This is a genomic window from Desulfovibrio biadhensis (assembly GCF_055388615.1).
In genome coordinates, this window is sequence record NZ_AP042477.1 from 2,428,655 (window position 1) to 2,453,410 (window position 24,756).

Sequence of the window (24,756 nt, forward strand, 5' to 3'; positions counted from 1 at the left end):
GGCGTTTAGGCAATGTCCTGCTCTTCTATGGCGGCGTCTGGCCCTGCGCCACCCAGACGCCAGAGCAGCAACAGCCCGATGATGAAGAAAACAATCAGGGAGAGCAGCGCGTTGCGAGAGCTGCCCGTCATTTGGGTGATAAATGCAAAGACCAGCGGACCGCCTATGCTGGAGAATTTACTGATAACGGAGTAGTAGCCGAAGTATTCTGCCGATGCCTCCTTGGGAATCATGTTCGCATACAGCGAGCGGCCAAGGGACTGGGAGCCGCCAAGCACAAGTCCCACCGCGGCGCCGAGCAGAAAATATTCCCAGGGGTGTTCGAGGAAATAGCCGTATATGGAAATGCCGCACCATGCGAGGAGCGCGAGCATGAGAGCTTTGCGCGTGCCTATTTTCTCCGCCAGTCTGCTCAGCAGCAGGGCGCCGAATATTGCCAGAAACTGGATCATCAGCAGGGTCAGCATCAGGGTCGTGGTGGAGAACCCCAGCTCTTCCTTGCCGTATATGGTCGCCATGTTGATGACGGTTTGAATGCCGTCATTATAAAAGAGAAAGGCCAGCAGAAAGAGCAGCAACCGGCGTTGGTGTTTGAGCTGTGCGGTGTGCCCCAGTACGCGTTGAAAGCCCATCTTGGCGTACCCGATGATGCGTGAGCTGCTGCTTGCGTTGGCCGGCAAGGCGCGCGGGGAAGCGTCTTCCTCCAGCCGAAAAAAGGTGATGCAGGCGAAACCGCCCCACCATAACCCGGCCATGGCCAGGGCCAGACGGGCAGCCAGGTCCTGGGATATGCCAAGAAACTGGTGTCCGGCCACCAACCCGAGAGCGAGGGAAAACTGTAGCCCCCCGCCGAGGTAGCCGAAGGCGAACCCCTTGCCGGAAACGGCGTCTCTTTTATGTTTTGGGGCGATGTGTGGGAGAAAGGCGTCGTAAAAGATATTGCCGCCATTGAAGCACATCTGCGCCAGGATGAAGAGCCCCAGAGTCAGCATTACCTGCCCTGGCGTGGCGAACAGCAACAGCAGGGTGCAGATGCTGCCCATGAAGCAACAGAACATGAGCATGCGCTTCTTGGCTGCAGAAAAGTCGGCCATGGCGCCCAAAAAGGGGGCCAGCAGAAAAACAAATGCCGCGGACAGGCTCATTGCGTAGCCCCAGAGCGTTGTCGCACGCAGGGGCGCACCTCCCCATGGCGGTGTCCAGCCGCCTTCGGGGACTACTGCCGCCGCGAAATACGCCGGAAGGATGGCGACTATCACCGTGGTGGCGTAGGCCGAGTTTGCCCAATCATACATGGCCCAGGCAGTAATGCGGCGTTTCTGTTGTTTTTCACTGGAAAGGGGCGGTTGGTTCATTTTTTGCCTCTGGAGTGCCAGGAGGGGAAGAACTGCTGCACGGGGTTTACTTTCTGCCCAATGACTGCGAAAAGTAGCCGGGTATGGAAAGCACCGCAAGTGGCGGATCGGATATATTCCATGCCAACGAAAACAACCTGCACCAAAGCATGCAGGGAGGAATGAAATGTACGTATCCCGCACTTTGATCTGGAATACCGTGTTTTGTCTGCCTTTGGTCCTGGCCCTGGCCGGGGCGCTGTATCTCATCGCCCCCGCTCCTTGTCATGCCGCTTGTACGGAGGGCAATTGCCAGGACGGCAACGGCACCTATGTTTTTGAAGGCGACGTGGTCTACAAGGGTGAGTTCAAAAACGGCAAACCCTATGGCACTGGCATCATGACCTGGCCCAACGGCTCCAAGTACGAGGGCGATTTCGTCAACAATTTCCGCCATGGAAAAGGCGTTTACACCCGTCCGGACGGGGAGCGCTATGAAGGCGACTTTACGGACGACTTTGTGGAAGGCCAGGGCAAGCTTACCTACTCCACGGGGGAAGTGTACGAAGGCGGCTGGGACAGGAACAACAAGCAGGGCAAGGCTGTGTATACCACGCCCGACGGAGAGCGTTTCGAAGGCATATACGAAAAAGGCTGGCGCAAAACCGGCACATATACCTGGGCCGACGGCACCAAGTACGAGGGTGAGTTCCAGGAAGACACCATGCAGGGCAAGGGCAAGCTGACCTACCCTGACGGCAGCACCTACGAGGGGGAGTTCAACGAAGGTTTCCCCGAGGGGCAAGGTGTATTTACCAAGGCTGACGGCACCCGCATTGAAGGCACCTGGCAGGATGGCAAGCTGGTGGATGGCAAGACCTACCAAAGCGCTGCCCAGGCAGGTGAGGCGAGCAACAAAAATGGAGAGGCCGGGCAATGAGTAGCGGCAAGGACGCCCCCTCTCTGGATTCGCCACAGAGCGCCTATGCCTGGCTGTGTGAGCACAGCCGCGCAACCGCGGACCTGGAGTCCACGGCAGCGCTCCTGCATTGGGACCAACGCACGTACATACCTGCCAAAGGGCACGAGCATCGCTCATCCGTGCTGGCGCAACTGGCCGGCATGGTGCACGAGCGGCAGGTGGATCCACGGCGGGGCGAAGTCCTTGACTATCTGGAAGGGAGCGACTGGGCCAAGGATGCTGCATCTCCCGAAGCCGCCAATATTCGCGAATGGCGGCGCGATTTCGACCGCACCGCTAAAATTCCGCAAAGCCTGGCCGTGGAGCTGGCCAAAAGTTGCTCTGTAGCCGAGACCGCCTGGGAGCAGGCCCGCCCCAAAAATGATTGGAAGGGCTTTTTTCCCCATCTGGAGCGCATTCTCGAGCTGAAAAGGCAGGAAGCCGAGGCCGTTGGTTATGACAGCGAGCCCTATGACGCGCTGTTGGATGATTATGAGCCTGACGAGCGTGCAGCACGGCTGGAGCCTCTTTTTGCCACATTGCGCACTGCCATCGTGGACCTGCTTGGTCGATTGGAGGGCGCTCCCAAGAAGCCGGATGCCTCCTGCCTTTCAGGCGAGTTCCCCATTGAGCCCCAGCGTGACTTCTCCCTCGAAGTGGTCGGCGCATTTGGCTACGATTTGGAAGCGGGGCGGCTCGACGTAACGGCCCATCCGTTTTCCATTACCATTGGCCCAGGTGATTCGCGCATTACCACGCGTTTTCGCACGGACCATTTCAATGAAGCGTTTTTCAGCGTGATGCACGAGGCCGGCCACGGCATGTACGAGCAAGGGCTGGAAGCGCAACATTGGGGCGCACCCATGGGGCAGGCCGTTTCACTGGGCGTGCACGAATCACAGTCCAGACTGTGGGAGAACATGGTGGCGCGCTCTCCAGCCTTTTGGAAGCACTATTTCCCCATCGCGCAGCAGCGCTTTACAAGCCTTGCCGAGGTTTCGCAGGATGACTTTGTTCGTGCCGTCAATGAGGTGAAACCCGGATTGATCCGCGTTGATGCTGACGAAGTCTGCTACAACCTGCACGTATTGCTTCGTTTCGAGCTTGAGCTGGCGCTTTTCCGCGGCGATCTTGCGGCTGCCGATTTACCTGAGGCCTGGAACGACAAGATGCAGTCACTGCTTGGCATAACGCCTCCGGACATGGCCTCTGGCGTACTGCAGGACGTGCACTGGTCTGCTGGACTGATTGGTTATTTCCCCACGTATACCCTTGGCAATCTCTATGCTGCGCAGCTTTTTCAGGCGGCTGGCAAGGAACTGGGGTCGCTGGAAGAAATGATTGGGGCAGGAGAGTTCGCCCCTTTGTTGGGCTGGCTGCGAAAGAACATCCACAGCCATGGGCGGCGTTTGCGGCCACGGGCGCTTGTGCAGCAGGCAACGGGGGAAGAGCCCGACGCAGCGTATCTGATTGCGTATCTTAATGAGAAGTTCGGCGAGGTTTACGGATTGTAATCCGTCGTGGGCCATTGGGACCGCCCTTTGAGGGCCTTTCCTGGCTCATGCAGACCCCGACAAGAACCACGCCGGCAGCCAGAAACTGCTGTCCGGTAAATGTCTCTCCCAGGATCAGCCACCCCAGAAATACGGCGAAGACTGGAATCAGATTCACGAATGCGGTAGCCTGGCTCGCCGGCAGTTTGCTCATGCCGTAATTGTAAAGTCCATAGGCTACTATGGAAATGACTGCGCCAAGATAGACCACCGAGACAATGGCCTCCACAGGCGGGTGCGTGACGGCTTTTGGATAGATAAAGAGAGCCGGCAGGAAAAAGATGCAGCCGCAGACGGCTTGCACCGCTGTGAGGAACCATGGGGAATAGCGCGCGCTCAGGCGTTTGAGCAGCAGCATGTAGCCCACAGCGCTGCTCATGGCCAGAAATTCCAGAAAATTACCCAACGCAGGATTTGGCGCATTGGCGTCCGCCACGCTTGAGGTGCTCAGCCAGAGTACGCCCAGGACGGCGAGAATGAAGCCTGCCCAAGTTTGAGGACGGGGGCGCTCTTTCAAAAGCAAAAAGGCGCCGACGCCCATCATCAAGGGAAGCAATGCCGCGACCATGCCCGCCTGCGACGCCGACGTGTGCGTCAGGGCAAAGGCTTCAAACAAAAAGTAGAGGCCAGGCTCGAAAGCTGCCATCAGTAACAGCCAGCGCCAGTCGCCCTTGCGGTATTTTACGTGTTTGAGCCGGGGAAAAAGGAGGGCGAAGAGAGCGGTGGCAATAAGCATGCGACCGAAAACCACGAGTGGGGGCGGGAACGCCGACACCGCGATTTTCATGGCAATGAAAGAACTGCCCCATAGCATGGCAGCCCCCAGCAACGCCAGGGTAGGGATAAGTCTGGAGTCATTTTGCATGGGAAATGGAGGAGTACGCCTGCGCCCGTTACTTGTCCAGAGTTATCAGGAAGAGGCGCTGGTTCGGACAGTTGTCCGGAGCCAAACGAGTGTGTGGTGCAGTTTCCAGAGGGCGTGTTGCACACGTGTGGTGTGTTTTTAGGCTATGCCGGGGGGCGTGCTTGCAATAGGCAAGGGTGACTTTTAACGGGGTACAGCAGTATTCCGTATGTGTTTCCGTTGCAAACCCCTGGACAGATATGACCAGCCCTGCCATTATACTCGCCCGTTTGCATGGATTTTGGAGCGAAGATATGCCGCGCAGCCTGAGAAACAGACTCTTTATTTTTTCCGTATTGCTTGCAGTGGTGCCGCTGCTTGTGGTGGCCGCTGTTGTCACGTGGTTCAGTTTTACCGTGCACCGAACCCAGGCGGTCAAGCTGGAACACGAAGTTGCCGTGCAACTCGGCAACCGGATTACCGAGCGCTTGCAATACATGCAGCGGTTGCTGTCCGTAAGTGAAAAGACATCCGATCTCGCAATATTGCCTGGGAAAAAGCAGAGAGAAATCCTCCTGGATATGCTTCTTTTCGGAGAGCAGCCATTCGACGCGCTGGTTGTTCTGGACCTGGACGGCAACGAAATGGCGAGCGTTGAACGCGATGCGAAACAGGCCCTTTCCTCCACGCGAGAGTGGTGGAAAGATGATACGTTCATCACCCCTCTCAAGGAAGGTCGTTCGTATTTTGGCCCGGTTTCATGGAAGGAATCGCGAGCCATGCCCTATATGACAATGGCTGTCCCCATTCACGAGCCTGTGACAGGCAGCGTCCATGGGGTGCTGGTCGCTTTCGTGGATCTCGGAAGTATTCAGGGCCTGGTCACGGACACCAATTCCGGAGATGACGAAGATGTGTATGTTATGGATGATGCTGGCAGACTGCTGGCCCATAGCGAATTTACCACAACCTCTGAAAGTCTGACGGCAAGGGCCGGGGTCAAAGTGCCTCTCCCCGTCGATCAGGGCATTCATCGTAATTCTGCAGGACGCTGGGTTGTCAGAGCGCCTGCCAGTTTTTCCTTTGACCAGTTGAAGCTCATTGTTGTTGCCGAGCGAAATCTGACCAGCGCACTTGGTTTGGCCTTGAGTACCCTGAGCACCATTGTCGCTCTGGTGGGGATATCCTTTATCGCGGCGCTTGGCGTGGGGTATGTGTCCATCAGGCGCATAGTGAAGCCTGTGCAGCAATTGGCCGCCACGGCGCGAGCCGTGCGTGGCGGTGTGTTGTCTTCTCGCGCTCCGGAACACGGTAAGGACGAGATAGGTGAACTGGCGGTTGCCTTCAATGCCATGACAGACCAGTTGGAACAAAGCCTGGGCGGTTTGCAGGAAAAAATCGGCGAGCTTACCTACATTCAGGAACGCCTGCGCGAAAGCGAGCAGCAATATCGCGATATTTATGAGCATGCCAGTGAAGGTATTTTTCTCGTGGGGGTGGACGGCACTCTGCTGGACGCCAATCCGCAGGCCCTGTCCTGGTTGGGGTATGATCTGGAGGAAATAACCTCCCAGCCGGTTGGCGACCTCGTACACCCTGAGGATACGGCCGAACTCCCAGTAGAGCGGGTTATCGATCTCGTGCGCGAAGGGCACGTGCTGCGGCTGGAGCGCAGGTATCGGCGCAAGGATGGCGCCTACCTGAATCTGGACCTCAGCACCAAGCTCATTGGCGACAACCTTATTCAGACAATGTTCCGCGACGTGACCGAACGCAAGCATATGGAAGAAGAGCTTGTCAGGGCCAAAAACGCCGCCGAGGAAGCCAACAAGGCCAAAGGGGTCTATCTGGCGACCATGAGCCACGAAATCCGTACTCCTCTTTCCAATGTCATCGGCATGGCCGAGCTGACTCTGGAGACGGAAGAACTGGGTGGGGAGCTGCGTGAAAGTCTTGAAATGATACTTGATTCAGCGGTTTCTCTGATTGATATCATCAATGATATCCTGGATCTGGCCAAGATAGAGGCGCGGGGAATCACCCTGGCGCAGGTGGATTTTGACCTGCGCAAAACCCTTGAGCGCACGCTCAAGACCTTTGAGACGCAGGCTGGCAGAAAGGGAGACAAGCTGCACCTGGAGGTGGATTTGGACGTGCCCCCGGTTCTCAACGGAGACCCCGGCCGTTTGGCGCAGGTCGTGCGCAACCTGGTGCATAACGCCATCAAATTTACCGAAAACGGTGACATCACCCTCGGGGTTTCCCGCACCGAAACAACACAAGGGCGTGTCAGCCTGCTGTTTACCGTAAGGGATACGGGCATTGGCGTGCCCAAGGACAAGCTCAACAAACTCTTTTTGAGCTTTACCCAGGTGGACAGCAGTTATCAGGAAAAATACAAGGGAACTGGCCTGGGTCTGGCCATATCCAAAAAGCTGGTGGAGCTGATGGGAGGCACCATCTGGGTCGCCAGCGAGGAAGGCAGAGGGGCGGCCTTCAATTTTACAGCCAAGCTCAAAGAAGGAAAAAAGAGCGATGGCGCACAGCCTGTGGAAAAGCCGCAAAGCCCGCCGCAAGAAATCCAGGAGAGTCTGTCCGCAACAGTGCTTTTTGCTGAGGACAACGCCATCAACCAGCTTTTCATCTCGGATTTTTTGCGCTCAAAAGGCCACAGAGTCACGGCTGTTGGCAATGGCAAGGCCGCGTTGGCCGCTCTGGAGCAGGAACAGTTCGACATAGTGCTTATGGATATACAAATGCCGGAGATGGATGGCATGGAGGCCACAACACGCATACGAGAGGGTGGCGAAAATGCTCCTTTTGATCCGGCGATTCCAATAGTGGCCCTTACTGCCTATGCCATGCGCGACGATGTTAAGCGGTTTTTGGAAAATGGCATGGATGGGGTGATTACCAAGCCAGTGGACCGCGACCTGCTTGAACGCACGGTCCAGAAAATAGTACGGGAGTACAGGGAACAAAAGTAGATCGGACATGGGGCGGCCTTGCCCTGTAGATATGTCCGAACGTTACAAGGATAAACAACATATGCAAGAATACGACGTTATTATCGTGGGCGCTGGTCCTGCGGGGCTTTTTGCTGCCCAAAGTCTTATTGAAAATACCGACTGCAACGTGCTTATGCTGGAAAAAGGCCTTGGCGCGAGGAAAAGAACTTGCCCTATTTCCGCCAAGGCCGGGTGCAAATATTGCACCCCCTGTAATATTCTCTCAGGAGTTGGGGGCGCCGGGTTGTTTTCGGATGGAAAGCTCAACTACATCCATAAGCTTGGCAAAACGGATTTGACGCAGTTCCTCCCCCGCAGTGAGGCGGAAGCCCTCATCCGCGAGACAGAGGACATTTTCAATCAGTACAATATGGACGGGATGGTCTTCCCCACGGATATGGACTCTGCAGCGGCCTACCGGCGCGAGGCGAAAAAGTTCGGCATACACCTGCTGCTCATCAGGCAGAATCACCTGGGCAGCGACCGGTTGCCCGAGCACATAGGCCGGATGATGGACGATCTCGTTGCAAAAGGGCTTACCCTGCATACCCGCGAGGAAGTTGAGGACGTCATTGTAGAAGATGGGCGCGTTATTGGCGTGCATTCAAACAAGGCGGATTACCGCTGCAAGAACGTGATCCTCGCGCCTGGGCGCGTGGGTGCGGACTGGGTGAGCAATCTGGCGAAGAAGCACGGAATAGCGCTGGAACAGCGCGGCATCGAGGTGGGCGTTCGGGTGGAGGTCCACAAGGATATTCTTCATGACCTTACCAATGTGATTTATGACCCCACGTTTTTTATACAGACCTCCAAATACGATGACGAGACCCGCACCTTCTGCACGAACAGGGAAGGATTCGTCTCCCTGGAGAATTACCAGAATTTCGTGTGCGTAAACGGCCACGCCTACGCAGACAGGAAATCGGAAAACTCCAACTTCGCGTTTCTTTCCAAAGTCGTGCTCAACGAACCGGTTTCCAGCAATCAGGCGTATGGCGAGGCCATAGGCAAGCTCGCCACCCTGATAGGCGGCGGCAAGCCCTTGCTGCAACGGTACGGTGACCTCAAAAGAGGGCGGCGCTCCACCTGGAACCGGATCAAAAAGAGTTCCATCGAGCCGACACTCACCGAAGTGGTCTGTGGTGATATTGCCATGGCCCTGCCGGAGCGTATCGTGACCAACCTGGTGGAAGGTCTGGAGAAACTGAATCTTGTTGTGCCTGGTGTCGCCAATGAGGAAACACTGCTCTATGCGCCGGAAATCAAGTTCTTCGCCATGCAGATGGCGACGAACAATGATCTCGAGACCGCCATCGGCGGGCTTTATGTGGCTGGCGATGGACCAGGTGTTGCCGGCAATATTGTTGGCGCAGCGGCAACCGGACTTATACCGGCAAAGGCCATAGCTGCGCGCATGGCCGGCTGATGTTTGTATAAAAAGCACAAGGCCCCCGCCGGGGAAACGGGGGCCTTGTTCGAGTGGGGTGTTGTGCGATGCATTAGAATGACTGGTAGTATGCTTATGCACAGACAACCTTGCCAATTTCTTGCTTAAAGATGAACTAATTGTAATCTTTGCCTGACAAATCTTGCCGCGACTCTTACCTTTCCATGTCATGGGGCTGCAACTCTCCCCTGGTGTGCGCCTGTTTGTACCCGGTTTAAAACTGCCCACCTTGTGCGACAGGCGCTGAAAACGTACAATTTACACGGCGACCCGGTGCTTTGTTTCCGGAGCGTGAACGGCACGAGCGCCATATCCCGATAAGCAATTTTTTTTGGTGAACATATATTATGACGATGTCTGATGAAGTGTTTCGCATCCTTGTTGTCGAGGATGACCCTGAAGGTCAGGGACGGTTGGAGCCCGTTTTGGGTGAATTGGGTTTTGAGGCGAAATTTGTACGCACCCCCCATGAGGCCTTCGAAAGTATAGAGAAGGAAGGGGAATACGATGTTGTCATGAGCGACCTGCGCACGGAAGGCAAGGGTGAGCTCAACCTGCTCAAAACCGTCAAAGAACGCCACCCCACCACTGTAGTCATCATCATCACTGGTTCGGTGTCCATCGAGCGCGCTGTGGAGGCCGTCAGGAAGGGGGCTTTCCACTACCTGGCAAAGCCCTACAAAATGGAAGACGTGCGCTCTGTTCTGAACAAGGCCAAGGACAAGCGACTCATGCAGCTCGAACTGCGCGAGTTGCGGTCCATGTTCAGCAGAAGAGCGCCCAACCTCATCGGCAAAAGTTTACAGATACAAGAGGTCAAGGAACTCATTGAAGTGGTGGCGCCTCTGGATTGCACCGTGCTTCTGGAAGGTGAAACTGGCACGGGAAAGGAGCTTGTCGCGCAATTGATTCACCTGACAAGCCCCCGCGCTGACCAGAAATATCTGGCCGTCAACTGTGGCACCTTTCAAGAGGAGCTGCTGCGCAACGAACTCTTTGGCCACGAGCGGGAAGCCTTTACAGGGGCGCAAGGCCTTAAAAAGGGCGTGTTCGAAGCTGTGGAAGGGGGCACGCTGTTTCTGGACGAAATAGGCGAAACCCCCATGGCGACCCAGGTGCAGCTTTTGCGGGTGCTCCAGGAAAAAAACATCATCCGCGTGGGCGGCACCAAAACAATCCCCGTGGATGTACGTGTCCTTGCCGCCACAAACCGGGAACTCACCAAGGAAGTGGCGGGGGGCAGTTTCCGACAGGACCTGTATTACCGTCTGAATGTCTTCACCATCCGCATGCCGCCTTTGCGTGAGCGGGCCGATGACGTGCCCCTGTTCTGCAACCATTTCGTGCACAAGTTTTCCGAGGACTACCACAAGAATGTGGAAGGCCTGGATGATGAGGCCATGGAAACCCTCATGAACTATGATTTTCCTGGCAATGTACGCGAGCTGAAAAACATGATGGAGCGGGCCGTCATCCTGTGCGGCGAGCCCTATATCCAGCTGCGCCACTTGCCGCGACGGCTGCACGGCAGCCACAGCGCATCCTGCCATGGCGTGCCGGACGGACAGCTTGTAACCATGGCGGAGATGGAAGAACGCTATATCCGCCACGTGCTGGAACAGGTGCAGGGCAACAAGACCAAGGCGGCGGAAATTCTTGGTATTGACCGCGTTTCCCTGTGGCGTCGGCTGAAGCGCATGGGGGAAGCAACTTGAGCTGTTACAATTTGTAACACTATTTCAATCTGCAACAAAACGCTGTGAATGGCGCAAGGCAACACTTAAGTGCCTTGCGCCTTTTTATTGTTGCAGATTGAAACAGCAGGCAAGCATAGCTTTTTTTGTCGGGGTTATTTCTAAGGTTCTGGAATATTGTGTTTTTTTTGTTTGGTGTTCATTCTGGCACGCATCTTGGATAAAGGGGAGCAAACGCAAGCAGTAACCCTAATCCAAGCCAAGAAGAGCGCAAGGAGTCACACAATGTACCGCACTCTCATCAAGACGATGATGAAATTTCTCGACACCTACACCATTGCCATGACCTTCGCACAGGCGAACCAAGGCAAAAACGCTGTGGGTTTTATTGAGTAGCGTTTTCATTCCCTTTGCAACACCCCCCTCACGGAACGGCCCTTCCCCCTCACATATGGAAGGGCCGTTCCTTTTTATGAACCAAAATCGTTGCGTGCGGGCATTCTGCCCGGTCTGCAGTCCTGAATTCTTCTTTTTCACCCTACCTTGATGGCATTGTTCCTTGCCTTCATTCTGGCTGTCGGATAGGGGGGGTGGGTATTGTATCCCACGAAAGGAGAGAAATGGATGCCAAAATCCTGCAAATATCTTTGCAACGTTCCCGGCTGTAGGTTCCTTGTTGTATTTTTGTTTCTGGTAGTGCCCTTCACCATGTTGTGGACGTCAGCAGCAGGGGCGGAGATGCAGACCATTTCCCCCCAGGAAGCCAATACGCTGATCAAATCCAGGGGAGACGATCTTCTCATTCTGGACGTGCGCACTCCGGAGGAGCGAGCACAGGGCACCATTGCAGGTTCCCGGCTGGTCTCCATCTGGGATATCGCGTACAACCGCGTCCGGGTTCCCGAGGACAGACCGTTGCTGGTTTTTTGCGCTACTGGCGCGCGCAGCTACATGGCCGGGCAGGTTTTGGACAAGCGAGGGGATTATCAGATATTCAATCTGAGCGGTGGCATAGGAGGTTGGGCTGAAGCTGGACTGCCTGTTGTCATGCCTGATTCGCCCCCGTCGGACCCACAGGAGCAATGACGCGGTAAACCAAAGGCAGTGTGCAAAGGAGCTTGCATGAGTATGGACATCACGATCGCATTTCCTGGCGAGAAGAAAGTGGATGCGCAGATTGGGGATTGGAAGATAGAGACAGGGCAACCCAAAGACAAGGGGGGCGCTGGCAATGCTCCTACGCCGTTCGAGTTGTTTTGGGCGTCCCTGGCCACGTGCTCCGGGGTCTTTGCCCAGGAATTCTGTGCTGCCCGTTCCATACCGACCGACAATCTGGGGCTGGTGATGCGCTGTGAGCAGGATGCAAAGGGCAAGCGAGTGACCAAGGTTGTTTTCGAATTGACCCTGCCGCCTGAATTTCCTGAAAAGTACAGGGACTCCATTGTACGCAGCATGAACATGTGCGCAGTCAAAAAACACATTCTGGAACCCCCCGAGTTCGTTACCGAGGTTATTCAAGGTAAATGAGGGGCAGCGCCCTGCACAGCATAGGACTTGGCTCTTTATTGAGGAGCGCTGTACAGCAGTCAGTCTGAGATTGCTAAGAGGGTATTGGCGTGCGGCGTGTTGTCTAGAACGCTGCAGGCGTGTATGACTGCGTAACCGCGGCGCGTGCCGTTATTTTCCACGCCCTTGCGCCAGGGTGGTAAACGCGAGCCCCAGGGAGGATTTCCCATGATTCCTGATATGCGAAAGTGCATTACCTTTTTTATGGTCATCTTCTTGATGTCTCTGGCTGGCAGCGCAATCGCCCAGGAAGATCTGGAGATAGAAAAACAGGGCGACGGGATTCGCATCATTCAAAAAAACAAGTTCAAGGCTGAACCAGCGCAAAAGCCGGAAGAAGCTCCGGTTCAGGAAGAAGAATCCGCCCCGGCGCCGCCGCCTTCTGAACAGAAAGAAGAAACGCCGCGTCAGGAAGGGCAGGCGATTGCACCTGACAAGGACAAAAATATGGGCGAGCCCGAAGAGGGCGAAGTACCCTTGGAAAATGACCCTGCGTATGTTGAGGAACTCAACAAGCTCACCGACGCTTACAACAGTCAGGTGCGGCAATTGCAAAATCGGGCTGACGAGTTGTTGCGACAGAGCCGCGCCCGCATCGAGAGCCTGCGTAAGGAAATTTTTGGCATTGAGGCGACATTGCGCGAGTTGAACCGGCAGCCGCAGAAGGGAAAAGAGTTTGAGCAGATGAACAGGCGGCTGGTGGCAAGGCAGCAGGCCCTTGCCGAAGAACAGAACACTTGGCAGACCGTGCGCAGTGATCTGCAACGCCGCAGCGATCAGCTCGACAGAAGCTATGAAGCGCAGAAGCAACAGTTGCGGCAGGAATTTCTTGAAAGGCGTGAGGCTGCGAAGCGAGAGAGCGAGCAGCAGGAACAGCGCCCCGAACAAGAGCCGGAGCAACCCGAGGAGCAGCCGCAACAATGATCGGGATGTTTTTGTGGCGGTGTGAAGAATAACCGTGCGGCTCGTTCTTTTTGAACCGGAGATTCCTCCGAACACAGGGAATGTTGCGCGTCTGTGTGCGGCGACGCGCACGTCGCTTGATCTCATCGAACCGCTTGGATTTTCGATCGATGACAAGCACCTCAAGCGCGCCGGCCTGGATTACTGGCCCCATGTGGATGTCAGTGTCTGGTCGGACTGGCAGGCGTTTTTAGCCTCCTTTGGCTCCAAAACACCACGCCTGGTTTGCACCAGTAGCAGAAAAGGCAAGCCGTATCACGAATTCGCATTTGCAGAGAACGATGCGATTGTGCTGGGGCCGGAGACCAGGGGCTTGCCTGCGGCGGTGCTGGAGCAAACATCCCATCTAGTGCGCATACCCATCTGGGGGCATGTGCGCAGTCTCAACCTTTCCACTGCCGCCGGAATACTTCTTTATGAAGCGTTGCGACAAACAAACGCGCTGGACCGCAACAGGGACGGCTGGCAGCAAGGGTAGCTAGGGCGCTGCTGGGGCGTTTCAAGGATGGGAGTTGCCCATCATGGCGAAGGGCTGTAGGAGGTGTTGGAAAATCGTCCGGAAGGCAGCCTTACGCACCAGGCCGAAAGATGGCTGCCCATTCCAGAGCTTTCTGGTCGCACCACGCGAAAGAGTGATAAATAGGAATGGAAACAAGTGTTTGATCCAGGAGTTGTCTGGCTGCCGGTCCTGGTTGGAGCTGCAGTCCTTCTTGATGTGTATTGCGGCGATCCTGCCCTGTTACCGCACCCTGTGCGTATACTGGGCAATCTTGCCAAGGGCGTGGAGCCGCTGCTGCGCGATGTTGCCAAGCAGGGGGCGCCTGGCAAGGATAAGGACGGCAAGGCAAAGCGTTTGCGCGTGGCAGGCTTGTTCGGGGTCCTGCTCACCGCGATGTTAGGCGGTGCAGGCGCCTGGGCCCTGGCCAGTATTCCCACCTTTGGACCGCTTCTGGCCCTGTATCTGGCGTATGCAGGTTTGGCCCTGGGCTCGCTGCTCAAAGAAGGGCGCAAAGTCCATTACCAGTTATGGGAGCGCAGGGACCTCATAGCGGCGCGGCCTGCACTGGCCATGCTTGTAAGCCGTGAGACAAAGGATCTAGACAAGCAAAGCCTTTGCCGTGGGCTTGCTGAAACCATCAGTGAAAACGCCAATGATGCGTTCATGGCGCCCTGCTTTTTTTTGGTGTTGGGCTGTGTCGTCGGCGGGGTGCTGGATGGCGCGGGCATCCCTGTCGGCATGGGCGCGGATAAACCGTTTGGCGGCGCCTGGGATACGGGCGGTTCCGGCCCTGCCATGGGTGTGGGATTTCTGTGGGCCTACAAGGCTGTCAGTACCCTGGACTCCATGTGGGGGTACAAGACCAAAAAGTGGCGATATTTCGGATGGGCTGCAGCCAAGACCGACGACATTCTGGCCTGGCTGCCAGCGCGGCTCACCGCTTTGAGCATGCTGCTCACCACCATAATCGAACACCGCGCTTCCCTGCGCGATGCGCCTACACTCTGGCGCAGCATCAGCAAGGACGCCGCCCTTACTTCCAGCCCCAATGCCGGGTGGCCCATGAGCGCGGCGGCCTGGCTTGCCTGCGCATGGGTAGGGGGGCCGGCCGTTTACTTTGGCAAGCGTGTGGAAAAACCTGTGCTCGGTCCGGAACAGAACGAGTGGACAGAACAGCGTATGTTGACCCTGTACCGGCTTGTGCGTTCTTCTTGTGTTCTGGGCGCCGTTCTGCTCGTCATACTGGGCACCGTGCTTCTTTTGCTGCTTGGGTGATTCCGTCTTTCGTCGCGTCACATGCCATTGTCATACTTTTCTGATACGCTGCCATTATTCGTCTTGACGCAGGGCTTTTCAAATGATGCAAAGGAAATGTTGCAAGAGTACATAATGGTAGTCGTGAGATTTGCACGCTGCAAATGCTCCGTTTTATATTGAACGTGCTTAGATGAACCGAAATATTGCCAGAGGAACAAGATGAACCGTGATGAAATGATTAAAGAAGTGGAGCGCTTTGGTGGCTATTGGGACTGTTTGGTAGTCGGCGGTGGCGCAACCGGCCTGGGTGTTGGCGTAGACGCCTCCGCCCGGGGGTATAAAACGTTGCTCCTGGAGCAACACGATTTTTCCAAGGCCACGTCCAGCCGCAGCACCAAGCTTGTGCATGGCGGCGTACGCTACTTGCGACAGGGAAACATTACCCTGGTGCTGGAAGCCTTGCACGAGCGCGGCCTGTTAATCCAGAACGCCCCGCACCTGGTGAGCAACCAGGCGTTCGTGGTGCCCAACTACGAATGGTGGGACGGTCCTTTTTACGGGGTGGGCATGAAGGTCTATGACCTCATGGCCGGCAAACTCGGCCTGGGCCCGTCCAAATGGCTTTCCGTTGATGACACTGTAGAGCGTATTCCCACCATTGAAACCAAGGGGCTGCGCGGCGGCGTCGTCTATTACGACGGGCAGTTCGACGACTCGCGCCTTGCCGTGAACCTGAGCCAGACCATGGTGAAGCATGGGGGCACGGCCCTGAACTATTGCAAGGTCATCGGGCTGATAAAGTCCAGCGACATGGTGCAGGGCGTCATTGCCAAGGACATGGAGAGCGGGGCCGAGTTTGAAATCCATGCCCGCGTGGTGATCAATGCCACGGGAGTTTTCACGGATGAGTTGCTCCACATGGACGAACCCCAGGCATGCAATATCGTTTCCCCGAGCCAGGGGGTGCATGTGGTGCTGGATAAGGAATTTCTGCCTGGCGATTCCGCTATCATGGTGCCCCAGACATCTGACGGCCGCGTCCTGTTTGCCGTGCCCTGGCATGGCAAGGTGGTGGTGGGCACCACGGATACTCCTGTGGATGCGCCCTCTCTAGAGCCGCGAGCCTTGGAAGAGGAAGTGGAATTCATACTTGAGCACGCAGCCAAGTACATGAGCAAGGACCCCAGCCGGGAAGACGTGAAAAGTGTTTTTGCCGGACTGCGCCCCTTGGTCAAGGCGGGGGATTCGGGCAATACGGCTGCGCTTTCCCGCGACCACTTTCTGGTGGTTTCCGAATCCGGCCTGGTAACTATCACCGGGGGCAAGTGGACCACCTACCGCAAGATGGCCGAGGACACCGTGAACCAGGCCGCCCAGGTGGCTGGGCTGGATGTGCGCGATTGCGTCACCTCTAAAATGCGCGTGCATGGCTGGCTGAAAAATTATGACAAGAATGACCCGCTTCATGTGTACGGATCGGATGCGGTGTACATCAAAAAGCTGGTGAAGATGGACCCCACACTTGGGGAGCGGCTGCACCCGGCGCTGCCTTATGTGAAAGCAGAGGTCGTCTGGGCTTGCCGCGAGGAAATGGCCAGAACCGTGGAAGATGTTTTGGCCCGCAGAACCCGCGCCTTGCTGCTGGATGCCAGGGCAAGTTCGGAAATGGCGCCGGAAGTCGCCCGCCTGATGGCAGAGGAACTGGAATACGATGCAGCCTGGCAGGAAAAGCAGGTCAAGGAATACCGCGCCCTTGCCCAAGAGTACCTCTTGGTGGACATATAAAGGGCGGATGCAAAACGCGTATGCGGGAGGCGGGGGCCGAAAAGGCTTCCGCCTTTTTTTATTGAACGGCAGTAGAAGTGTCGTCTTGCTGTTGTCTAACGGCTGAGGACGTAGTCTTCAATACTGGTGTGCTGGTTTTCCTTGCTGACCCAGTAGGCCGTTGCCCAGATCATAAGCGCCGTGGCCTGGGTGTCGTCCAGCCGCTTAAGTTTTGTTTCCAGGCTGGCTTTGCTGGCGCCGTGCTTGGTATGCAGCAGGTCCAGGTCACAGGCATCCTGTACGCGCAACTGCAAATAGGCAAGACGGGACTGGTCGGGCAAAAGCTTCACGTCACGGTGCGCTTCTACAATGGTGACCAGTTCTGCGGTGGAAAACTGACTCTTGATGGCATTGAGAGAGCGAAAGAAGGTATCAACAGCCCAGGGCAGAATAAACTCTGCGCCTGCGCTCTTGGTCTTGAAGTATTCTTTCAGCCACTGCTCGTGATTTGTCGTAATCCTGGCGGCGACCTGCGGCATGAACTCCCCCTTGCGCGGAGACGTGTTGCGCTACCTTGATGTGGAGAGGAATGGATACAAAGCAGCATCATGCTTTTTTCTAGTCGGCTATACCCGAAAGGTACGAACAGATCAAGAATATTTATAGATATAGGCTTGACTTTTTTGCCCCGACATATCTGCTGTTTGCGGAACAAACTGTGGAAAAAAGAGACATACCCCGGCACACGCTTTCTAGACGCCGTCACGAGAAAGTTAAAGTTGTGGGGGACCATGCCCCCATGGAAAAAGTGATACTGTCCGCCGCATCCTCTTCAGTGATAAGATAAGTTATTTTATATGGTTGGTTTTTCATCACTCATGGCGCAAACCACTGCCTCTTTTACCCATCCAGGGCTGCACCTTTCCAGGTAGTATCCGACTCCCCATTTTATCCACAGTTCAATCCTGCGTATTCCACAGTTTTTATTTTGTTTCTGCGTATCGTCAGACCGTGAGAATTCTCCCGTCTATACTGGGAAATTGTCTACAATTCATATAGTATTGCTACTATTTTATATTTCGTATACGAAAAAGCACATGAAAATTAAATAAATATGGAGGTGCCGGGTATGAAATTTCTTTTCAGGCAAACTGTTGTGACCTGTGTCATGGTTTTGGTTACGATTACCATGGCCTGCGCAGCGGAAAAATCCAACGCAGCAATCGATGTCAGCGAGCAGGCGTCCCAGGCTTTGGACGCTGGTATGAACACTCTGGGCGTCTCTGCCGCAAGTTCTGATTTTATGATCCTGACCAATGCTGGGTATGGTCAGGTTCATGGTGCAAGCACTGAGCGCTATCTTGATGTTATCATGCAGAAAACAGGGCGTACCCCCGGCACCAGAACGCTTCTGGCCGTAAACACGCCCTGCTCTGAACCGTTGTGGTTTTCTTTGTACAACGCAGCGTCGCATGATCTGGTGTTCATCAAGTGGAAGGAAGACGGGTTTGCCGTGCAAACGTTGAACATTGCGCCGGAACAGATTCTTACTCCCGCAATATGGAGCGAGGCTGCAAAGGGGCTGCTTGGCAAACGCACGTTCTCAGTCGTTTCCATCATCTTGTCCTGGCAGGAAGGGGCGAGCTGGACCATGCTCAAAGGGGCCGAACTCCACGACCATTTTTGCCCTGGGCTGAATGCAGGGTTCATTGCCAAAGCTTATCTGGATAAAAATCTCCCCCTTGGCCCTGGAGACTCTTATGTCTTTGTGGGGGCGCCCCCGATTTGCGCAATGGATGCACTGCAATCTGCGTACGGGCGCACCATGGGGAAAAAGGGCGCCTTTAGCATGCTGGTGCCAGAGGCGGCGGCGAAACTTACCACTGACGGTGTGACGCCAACCATCATCGCCATGCGCGTCAACAATAAGAAGGATGTATGCGATGGCGTGGTCATCGGGTTTGACTGGAGTAAATCGGAACAGGCCACCGGGGTAAGCGAAGCTGACAGGAATCCCAAAGGCGGACACGCCAACCCGCTCTTTTATATCTCGCGGGTCAAGATGTCCTGGAAACTGGCCCAGATGAGCATGGAAGAGAAGTTGGCGTGCATCAAAGACATGGGGCGCTTCAGTGGCAAGGCTTCACTTGAAAAGAAAGTGGAAGGGGCAGGCGCCGATCCATACGCAGCCATCCCCCAATAGTTTACCCAACAGAATTGTCCCAAAAAAAAGCCGCCCGGCAGGTATGTGTCGGGCGGCTTTATCCTGATTTGGGGAGTACAGCTACTCGTCAAAACCGTCTTTGATTTTGCGCAGCAGTACCAACAAAAATGGTTCAGGCACATGGTTGCCGTCAATGCACAAGCTCGTCAACTCCACGACGTTGTTGTGGTTCGGCGTCATAGTCTGGCGCACATGCAGCACATGCTCGTGCTTGTCGGCGCTTTCCAGATTGCATGTGTTAATTGTCAGCACCCACTCGCCAGGTTCGCGGCGCCACGCCAGGGCAACACGTTTGCGTCCAAAACCATTGCGTTGAATGATGCGCAAAAATTCTTGCAGGCTGAAATGGCGGGTTCTACCGGCAACCCCCAAATACTCGTCGTCACCCTTGCGCACCACCAGGGGCAACCGCAGGAATGCATCCGGGGGGGCGGTCTGCGGCCCCGAACTCTTGTTCAAATGTTCGAGCATCTCGTGAAGCATCTGGGCGCGTTCGTGTCGCAATTCCTCGATTTCTTTTTCAAGGAGGCAGATACGATCCTGATGGCGCTTCTCCAGGTGTACGCGCTCGGTATGACTTTGCTGCAGCTCTTTGCGCAGGCTGTCTATTTCGGCTCTGAACAAGCTTTGGTTCTCGAGCAGGCCAGACATTTTCTCTATGACGCCGGCAAGTTCGCCGAGTCGGGAAGCACCTGCAGGCGCATCACTACGGCTGCGCCCCAGAATGTCGCCATGCCCGCATGATCCTAGCTTTTCTGCCAGAACCTGCTCGATTTCCTCTGCAGACCAGTTGTTTTCGAACATGGCGCGGATCTCCTTGAATACAGTTATTGCTTCAGCAGGATATTTGGGGCGCCGCCCTTTTGCCTGATACGCTGGAATAAACGGGGAAAAACGGTCTTTGTAATATACGACACTGGATGGCGGTATGTTCAATCGCCTGCCGATCTCCCGCAAACTGAGAAAGGGCACAGGGGGCGCAGTAACTTCTATATTGCTCATGATTGTTACCTGGTTGGGCAGCTTAGTTCAAAATTTTATACCTGTCCATGGATTTTAGATAAAATCTAGAGAAAATGTTGACATCAGTAGATCATGGTTTGTCAGTGTGGAGGGGAGGGCAATCTAAACCGCAGATTCGTATTGATCATACGTTGTTCATTTGTTGTTTAATTCACTGTATATCGCAGGTTTTGCATGCAGGCAGCGCGCAACGGAAAAAGTCCTACAAAAAGTACGCAAATTTTCCTTGCCTCCACAAAAGCAAGGGTATAACCGCTCTGTCTTTCCCAACGCCATATTGGCAGGGGCAAACAGGGCCGTTAGCGCGGTAAAGGGGCATGCGCGCCATGCGTTTTCGTTCATCCATCAAACATGATGATTTCATACCAAAAATATTTTCAGTACTGCGGCAGGGATATGGGCCCGCGCAATTTGTGCAGGACCTTGGCGCAGGCGCCACAGTCGGCATGGTGGCGCTGCCCCTTGCCATGGCATTCGCCATTGCATCGGGGGTGCCCCCGGAACGCGGACTCTTCACAGCCATTGTCGCCGGATTCGTCATCTCGGCACTGAGTGGCAGTAGGTTTCAGATTGGGGGCCCCACAGGCGCCTTTGTCGTCATCATCGCCGGGGTGGTGGCGCGGCACGGGTATGAAGGGTTGGTTGCCGCCACATGCATAGCTGGGGTGCTTCTCCTGATAATGGGCTTCGCCAAGCTGGGGCGTTATATAAAATTCATCCCGTACCCCGTGACAACGGGTTTTACCGCGGGCATCGGTCTGCTGATCTTTTCCACACAGGTAAAGGATTTGCTGGGGCTTCAGGTCGGAGATGTGCCGGCTACGTTTTTTGCAAAGTGGAATGCATACTTGCATGCCAGTGGCGTGGACATGACAACGTTGCTTCTTGGCTTGTCCGTGCTCGTTGTCATGGTTCTGGTGCGGCGATTTATTCCCAAAATTCCCGCGCCATTGGCGGGGGTTGCGTTGGGCGCACTGGTTGCGGGCATTTTCGGGCTCCATGTGGAGACCATTGGTTCACGTTTCGGGGGCGTCCCCGCCACGCTGCCGGCGTTCGGTTTCCCTTTGCCGAGTATGGATGTGGTACGCGCTGTTTTTCCGGAGGCTCTGACCATAGCGCTGCTTGCAGGCATCGAATCCTTGCTCTCCGCCGTTGTGGCGGATGGCATGACCGGTGAGCGCCACAACGCGAATACGGAGCTCGTAGGACAGGGCGTGGCCAATGTTCTGTCTGTCTGTTTTGGCGGCATTCCCGCCACGGGCGCCATTGCGCGTACAGCCACAAACATCAAAAGCGGCGCCTATTCCCCTGTTTCAGGGCTGGTGCATGCCCTGGTGCTGCTAGCGTTCCTGCTGCTGCTTGCACCTTTGGCCGATGGCATCCCTTTGTGCAGCCTTGCCGCAGTGCTGAGCCTTGTTGCCTGGGATATGAGCGAGGTGCGTAAATTCAAGCGATTGCTGCGGGCCCCCCGCTCGGATGTGCTGGTCATGCTGCTGACCTTCGCCCTGACTGTTGCCGTGGATCTTGTGGTCGCTGTGGAGGTGGGTGTGGTGTTGGCCGCTCTTCTGTTCATGAAGCGCATGAGCGAGATTACGGATGTTTCACGCCCGCAGTGGTTGGTCGGGGATGATGAAAAAGAAAATGGAGTGGTGGCAGGCCCCGCCATACCGGCTGGGGTTGATGTCTATCAGATCAACGGGCCGTTTTTCTTTGGCGTGGCGGACAGGCTGCACGATGTGCTTGGCGTGATGCGACATATGCCCAAGGTCTTTATTTTGCGTATGAAGCGGGTAGGCAGCATAGACGCAACCGGGCTCAATGCCTTGGAAGCCTTTGTGCAGGCGTGCAGGAAAAAGGATTGCCTCGTGCTGTTGGCTGAAGTCTCGCCACAGGTGCAAAAGGTGCTGGAGCGCATGCAAATGGAAGAAAAAGTGGGCAAGGGCAATATTTACGATTCCCTGGACCTTGCCATTGCAAGGGCGCGCGTGGAAACAGCAGCAGTCACGGAGCCGTCACTTGAAAGCGGAGTGAGTCTGATATAGCAGAACACTTCATCGCTATTTCAGGGCTATATCAGGGCTATTTCAGGAGAAAGCTATGCCGGTTTTGAACAATGTGTGTGTTTTTTGCGGATCCAACGAGGGCGTGCGCCCCGAATATTGTGAAAGCGCTCGATCTTTGGGACGGGAGCTTGTCAACAGAGGGGCCGGCCTTGTCTATGGCGGCGCTGCCATTGGTTGCATGGGCGCCGTGGCGGATGCCGTATTGGAGGCTGGCGGCAAGGTCATAGGCGTCATGCCCAGAAACCTTGTGGAAAAGGAAATCGCCCACAAGGGACTCTCCGAGTTGCATGTGGTGGAGTCCATGCACGAGCGCAAGGCCATGATGGCCAGCCTGTCAGATGGCTTTATCGCCCTCCCCGGGGGAATGGGCACCTTCGAGGAAATATTCGAGGTGGTCACCTGGGGGCAGTTGGGGCTGCACGGCAAACCATGCGGTCTGCTCAACATTGCAGGCTATTACCGTTTGCTCAACGCGTTTTTGGACCACGCACGCGACGAGCAGTTCATGAAGCCGGAGCACAGGGACATCATGCTTCTGGCCGATACGCCGGATGCCTTGCTGGACCGCATGGAACGCTACATTCCGCCGACTGTGGCCAAGTGGATCAAATCCATGCCCCAGACGTGAGCACGCGCGTTCCATTTGCCGATTGCACTCAGACGTCAATCCCCTTGGATATCCTTTTGTCGAAGAGCAGGTAAAAGATGTCTCTGCTCAGGTTCTTGGTGATGGCCTTGGCGCAGTGGGCTGGATGCTTGCGAATGAAGTAGTTGCGGTGCAGCCCTTTGGACCACACGCCGCAACCAACGCTGAGTGTGGCCAGCCGTTTGCAGCGTTGCAGTTCCTTTTGGCTGAGGTGCTTCGTTCTGATGTTGCAGTTGAGGCCGGTATAGTCGTCAAAGTTATCCTTGTTGACCACGAACCCCCCCTCCAACATTTCCTGTCGGATGCGCGTCTTGGGGTACGGGGTCAGGTACTGCAGGTAGAGTCCGTCGCTTCGGATTTCGCGGGTCAGTTTGATCTGGCGGGTCACTGACTGCTTGTCGTCATCCGGGTAGCCAACGATTGTGCCGGCAATGACGCCCATGTTGTGCTCCGTGAGCAACCGCGCCGCAGTGATATTGATTTCTGGACTCGTGGGCTTGTTCATCCTTTTCAAGGCTTCCGGGTCCATGGACTCGAAGCCGACGAAAACGATGCGGAAATTCGCCTTGTCCATGGCGTCCACCAGTTCGGGGTTGCGCGCAATGCCCACGGCGCTGACCTGCGTCATAAAGCACATGTCGGTGAGGTCGTTTTCAACAATGCTTTGGCACAGCGCCTTGAAGTGGTCGACATCATAGGTGAGGTTATCGTCGGAAAAGAATATGGCTTTGGCGCCCTGGCTTCGTGCAGCTTTCAGATCCTCTACTATCCGCGCCATGGGGAAGGGGCGGAATGTGTGCCCGTACATGTGAGTGATGCTGCAGAACTTGCAGTTGAAGGGACAGCCGCGTGATGTCTCAACCACATCCATGGGCATGCCCATGAAATGGTATCCCTTGGTGATGCGCAGGTCCCTGCGGGGGAGCGGCAGCGTTTCGATATCCTGGAGAGGGCGCGGTTCGTTGTGTGTCCACTGTTCCCCTTGCTTCCAGGAAAGCCCCAGAATGTCGTTAAATTCCTTATCGCCCCGCTCCATAGCGGCAACAAGCTCTGCAATGGTTTTTTCTCCTTCGCCACGGATCATGAAATCCAGCAGCGCGGCATCATCTCCAGCAGCAATGTCGTTATGCATCAGGGTGGTGTGGTAGCCACCAGCTATGATTTTTATGGATGGGTCATATTCTTTGGCCAGTTTCGCAATTCTGAGTAACGTGGAAAATTGGAACGTCATTGCAGAAAGGCCTAGTATTTGAGGGCGAAATATATTCAGTGCATCGAGAAAAGGTTTTTTTACGGAAGGTGTAAGGGTTACAAGGTCCATCAAGCGGACGTCATGATCAGGAAGACTGCCTGCCAGAGACGCAATTGCAAGATTCGGCAATTTAGTATGTGCATCGATAAAATCGACGGAATTAGGCATACTTGCGAGAAGGATGCGCATCTCTTCCTCCATGTTCAAAAGTTGAAGCATAAGAGGGGCAGGCAGGATTGCCTTGTCCAACTGACAATTGCGTAAACATCAGGTGTATGTATGCGCGCCCCCTCGAAAAATAGCGCATAACTGCGAAAACGCTGCCGTCAGAATTAGATGTAGTGGATAAATTTATATAAACCGATAAATTGATTAAAGTCCATGAGTTTCTGCAGATATAAGAGGATACCAAACAATAATGAATTTGTATGATTAGATGGAGTTTTTGGATAAAACGTATGAATTCTGAATGTGACAATATGATGAAGCTGCTTTTGTTTAGTTGGATGTACAGAATGGAAAAGGACTGGAGTGGGCGTTTGTTGTAAATGCAACAATCGTTGCGCTTCTTGTTTCTGCCAAATGGCATTCAAAGACTGCCGGCCTTGACTTTGCCAATTTTGTAGGAAATAACGCCTGTTCCGGCAGTGTCCACACA

Annotated in this window: 19 protein-coding genes; 14 read left to right on the forward strand and 5 right to left on the reverse strand. The window is 55.1% G+C overall.

Annotation, left to right across the window (positions count from 1 at the left end):
* Positions 1 to 5: 5 nt before the first annotated feature.
* On the reverse strand, positions 6 to 1,355 hold the full coding sequence (locus ACZ5EH_RS10620; protein WP_464278101.1) for an MFS transporter: 1,350 nt from the start codon (positions 1,353 to 1,355) through the stop codon (positions 6 to 8).
* Positions 1,356 to 1,521: 166 nt separating this feature from the next.
* Here ACZ5EH_RS10620 and ACZ5EH_RS10625 point away from each other — a divergent pair, with 166 nt between their 5' ends.
* Positions 1,522 to 2,274: an MORN repeat-containing protein gene (locus ACZ5EH_RS10625; protein WP_464278102.1), complete on the forward strand. Its 753-nt coding sequence runs from the start codon at positions 1,522 to 1,524 to the stop codon at positions 2,272 to 2,274.
* Positions 2,271 to 3,809: a carboxypeptidase M32 gene (locus ACZ5EH_RS10630; protein WP_464278103.1), complete on the forward strand. Its 1,539-nt coding sequence runs from the start codon at positions 2,271 to 2,273 to the stop codon at positions 3,807 to 3,809. Before ACZ5EH_RS10625 ends, ACZ5EH_RS10630 begins: the two co-directional genes overlap by 4 nt.
* On the opposite strand, the gene ACZ5EH_RS10635 is transcribed toward ACZ5EH_RS10630, so the two are convergent.
* The gene (locus ACZ5EH_RS10635) at positions 3,775 to 4,713 is read right to left on the reverse strand and encodes a DMT family transporter (protein ID WP_464278104.1); all 939 of its coding nucleotides are present in this window, start codon (positions 4,711 to 4,713) and stop codon (positions 3,775 to 3,777) included. The genes ACZ5EH_RS10630 and ACZ5EH_RS10635 overlap by 35 nt on opposite strands.
* A 293-nt stretch (positions 4,714 to 5,006) precedes the next feature.
* Between ACZ5EH_RS10635 and ACZ5EH_RS10640 the strand changes: the two genes are divergently transcribed.
* From ACZ5EH_RS10640 to ACZ5EH_RS10680, 9 genes are all read left to right on the forward strand, one after another.
* A complete protein-coding gene (locus tag ACZ5EH_RS10640) occupies positions 5,007 to 7,679 on the forward strand; it encodes an ATP-binding protein (protein WP_464278105.1) in 2,673 nt (890 codons plus the stop codon).
* 31 nt (positions 7,680 to 7,710) lie between these two features.
* A complete protein-coding gene (locus ACZ5EH_RS10645) occupies positions 7,711 to 9,126 on the forward strand; it encodes an NAD(P)/FAD-dependent oxidoreductase (RefSeq protein WP_464278291.1) in 1,416 nt (471 codons plus the stop codon).
* 368 nt (positions 9,127 to 9,494) lie between these two features.
* On the forward strand, positions 9,495 to 10,862 hold the full coding sequence (locus tag ACZ5EH_RS10650) for a sigma-54-dependent transcriptional regulator (protein WP_464278106.1): 1,368 nt from the start codon (positions 9,495 to 9,497) through the stop codon (positions 10,860 to 10,862).
* A 717-nt stretch (positions 10,863 to 11,579) separates the two neighbouring features.
* On the forward strand, positions 11,580 to 11,927 hold the full coding sequence (locus ACZ5EH_RS10655) for a rhodanese-like domain-containing protein (protein WP_464278107.1): 348 nt from the start codon (positions 11,580 to 11,582) through the stop codon (positions 11,925 to 11,927).
* Positions 11,928 to 11,963: 36 nt separating this feature from the next.
* Positions 11,964 to 12,368: an OsmC family protein gene (locus ACZ5EH_RS10660; protein ID WP_464278108.1), complete on the forward strand. Its 405-nt coding sequence runs from the start codon at positions 11,964 to 11,966 to the stop codon at positions 12,366 to 12,368.
* 207 nt (positions 12,369 to 12,575) lie between these two features.
* On the forward strand, positions 12,576 to 13,331 hold the full coding sequence (locus ACZ5EH_RS10665; protein WP_464278109.1) for a hypothetical protein: 756 nt from the start codon (positions 12,576 to 12,578) through the stop codon (positions 13,329 to 13,331).
* A gap of 34 nt (positions 13,332 to 13,365) precedes the next feature.
* Entirely contained in the window at positions 13,366 to 13,848 is a 483-nt protein-coding gene (locus tag ACZ5EH_RS10670; protein ID WP_464278110.1) for a tRNA (cytidine(34)-2'-O)-methyltransferase, read from the forward strand.
* A gap of 177 nt (positions 13,849 to 14,025) precedes the next feature.
* Positions 14,026 to 15,144 (forward strand): CobD/CbiB family cobalamin biosynthesis protein, encoded by a 1,119-nt coding sequence (locus tag ACZ5EH_RS10675; RefSeq protein ID WP_464278111.1) that lies wholly within the window; start codon positions 14,026 to 14,028, stop codon positions 15,142 to 15,144.
* 201 nt (positions 15,145 to 15,345) lie between these two features.
* On the forward strand, positions 15,346 to 16,911 hold the full coding sequence (locus tag ACZ5EH_RS10680; RefSeq protein ID WP_464278112.1) for a glycerol-3-phosphate dehydrogenase/oxidase: 1,566 nt from the start codon (positions 15,346 to 15,348) through the stop codon (positions 16,909 to 16,911).
* Between the two features lie 95 nt (positions 16,912 to 17,006).
* On the opposite strand, the gene ACZ5EH_RS10685 is transcribed toward ACZ5EH_RS10680, so the two are convergent.
* On the reverse strand, positions 17,007 to 17,429 hold the full coding sequence (locus ACZ5EH_RS10685; RefSeq protein ID WP_464278113.1) for a hypothetical protein: 423 nt from the start codon (positions 17,427 to 17,429) through the stop codon (positions 17,007 to 17,009).
* Between the two features lie 590 nt (positions 17,430 to 18,019).
* On the opposite strand from ACZ5EH_RS10685, the gene ACZ5EH_RS10690 reads away from it, so the two are divergent.
* Entirely contained in the window at positions 18,020 to 19,093 is a 1,074-nt protein-coding gene (locus ACZ5EH_RS10690; RefSeq protein ID WP_464278114.1) for an FmdE family protein, read from the forward strand.
* A gap of 81 nt (positions 19,094 to 19,174) precedes the next feature.
* Here ACZ5EH_RS10690 and ACZ5EH_RS10695 read toward each other — a convergent pair whose 3' ends face one another.
* Complete coding sequence (locus ACZ5EH_RS10695; RefSeq protein ID WP_464278115.1) at positions 19,175 to 20,116, reverse strand: MerR family transcriptional regulator; 942 nt, start codon at positions 20,114 to 20,116, stop codon at positions 19,175 to 19,177.
* A 347-nt stretch (positions 20,117 to 20,463) separates the two neighbouring features.
* Here ACZ5EH_RS10695 and ACZ5EH_RS10700 point away from each other — a divergent pair, with 347 nt between their 5' ends.
* Positions 20,464 to 22,179, forward strand: coding sequence for a SulP family inorganic anion transporter (locus ACZ5EH_RS10700; protein ID WP_464278116.1), 1,716 nt, complete (start codon positions 20,464 to 20,466; stop codon positions 22,177 to 22,179).
* Positions 22,180 to 22,234: 55 nt separating this feature from the next.
* Entirely contained in the window at positions 22,235 to 22,828 is a 594-nt protein-coding gene (locus tag ACZ5EH_RS10705) for an LOG family protein (RefSeq protein ID WP_464278117.1), read from the forward strand.
* A 28-nt stretch (positions 22,829 to 22,856) separates the two neighbouring features.
* Here the strand turns inward: ACZ5EH_RS10705 and ACZ5EH_RS10710 are convergent, their stop codons facing one another.
* The gene (locus tag ACZ5EH_RS10710) at positions 22,857 to 24,287 is read right to left on the reverse strand and encodes a B12-binding domain-containing radical SAM protein (RefSeq protein WP_464278118.1); all 1,431 of its coding nucleotides are present in this window, start codon (positions 24,285 to 24,287) and stop codon (positions 22,857 to 22,859) included.
* Between the last annotated feature and the right edge of the window lie 469 nt (positions 24,288 to 24,756).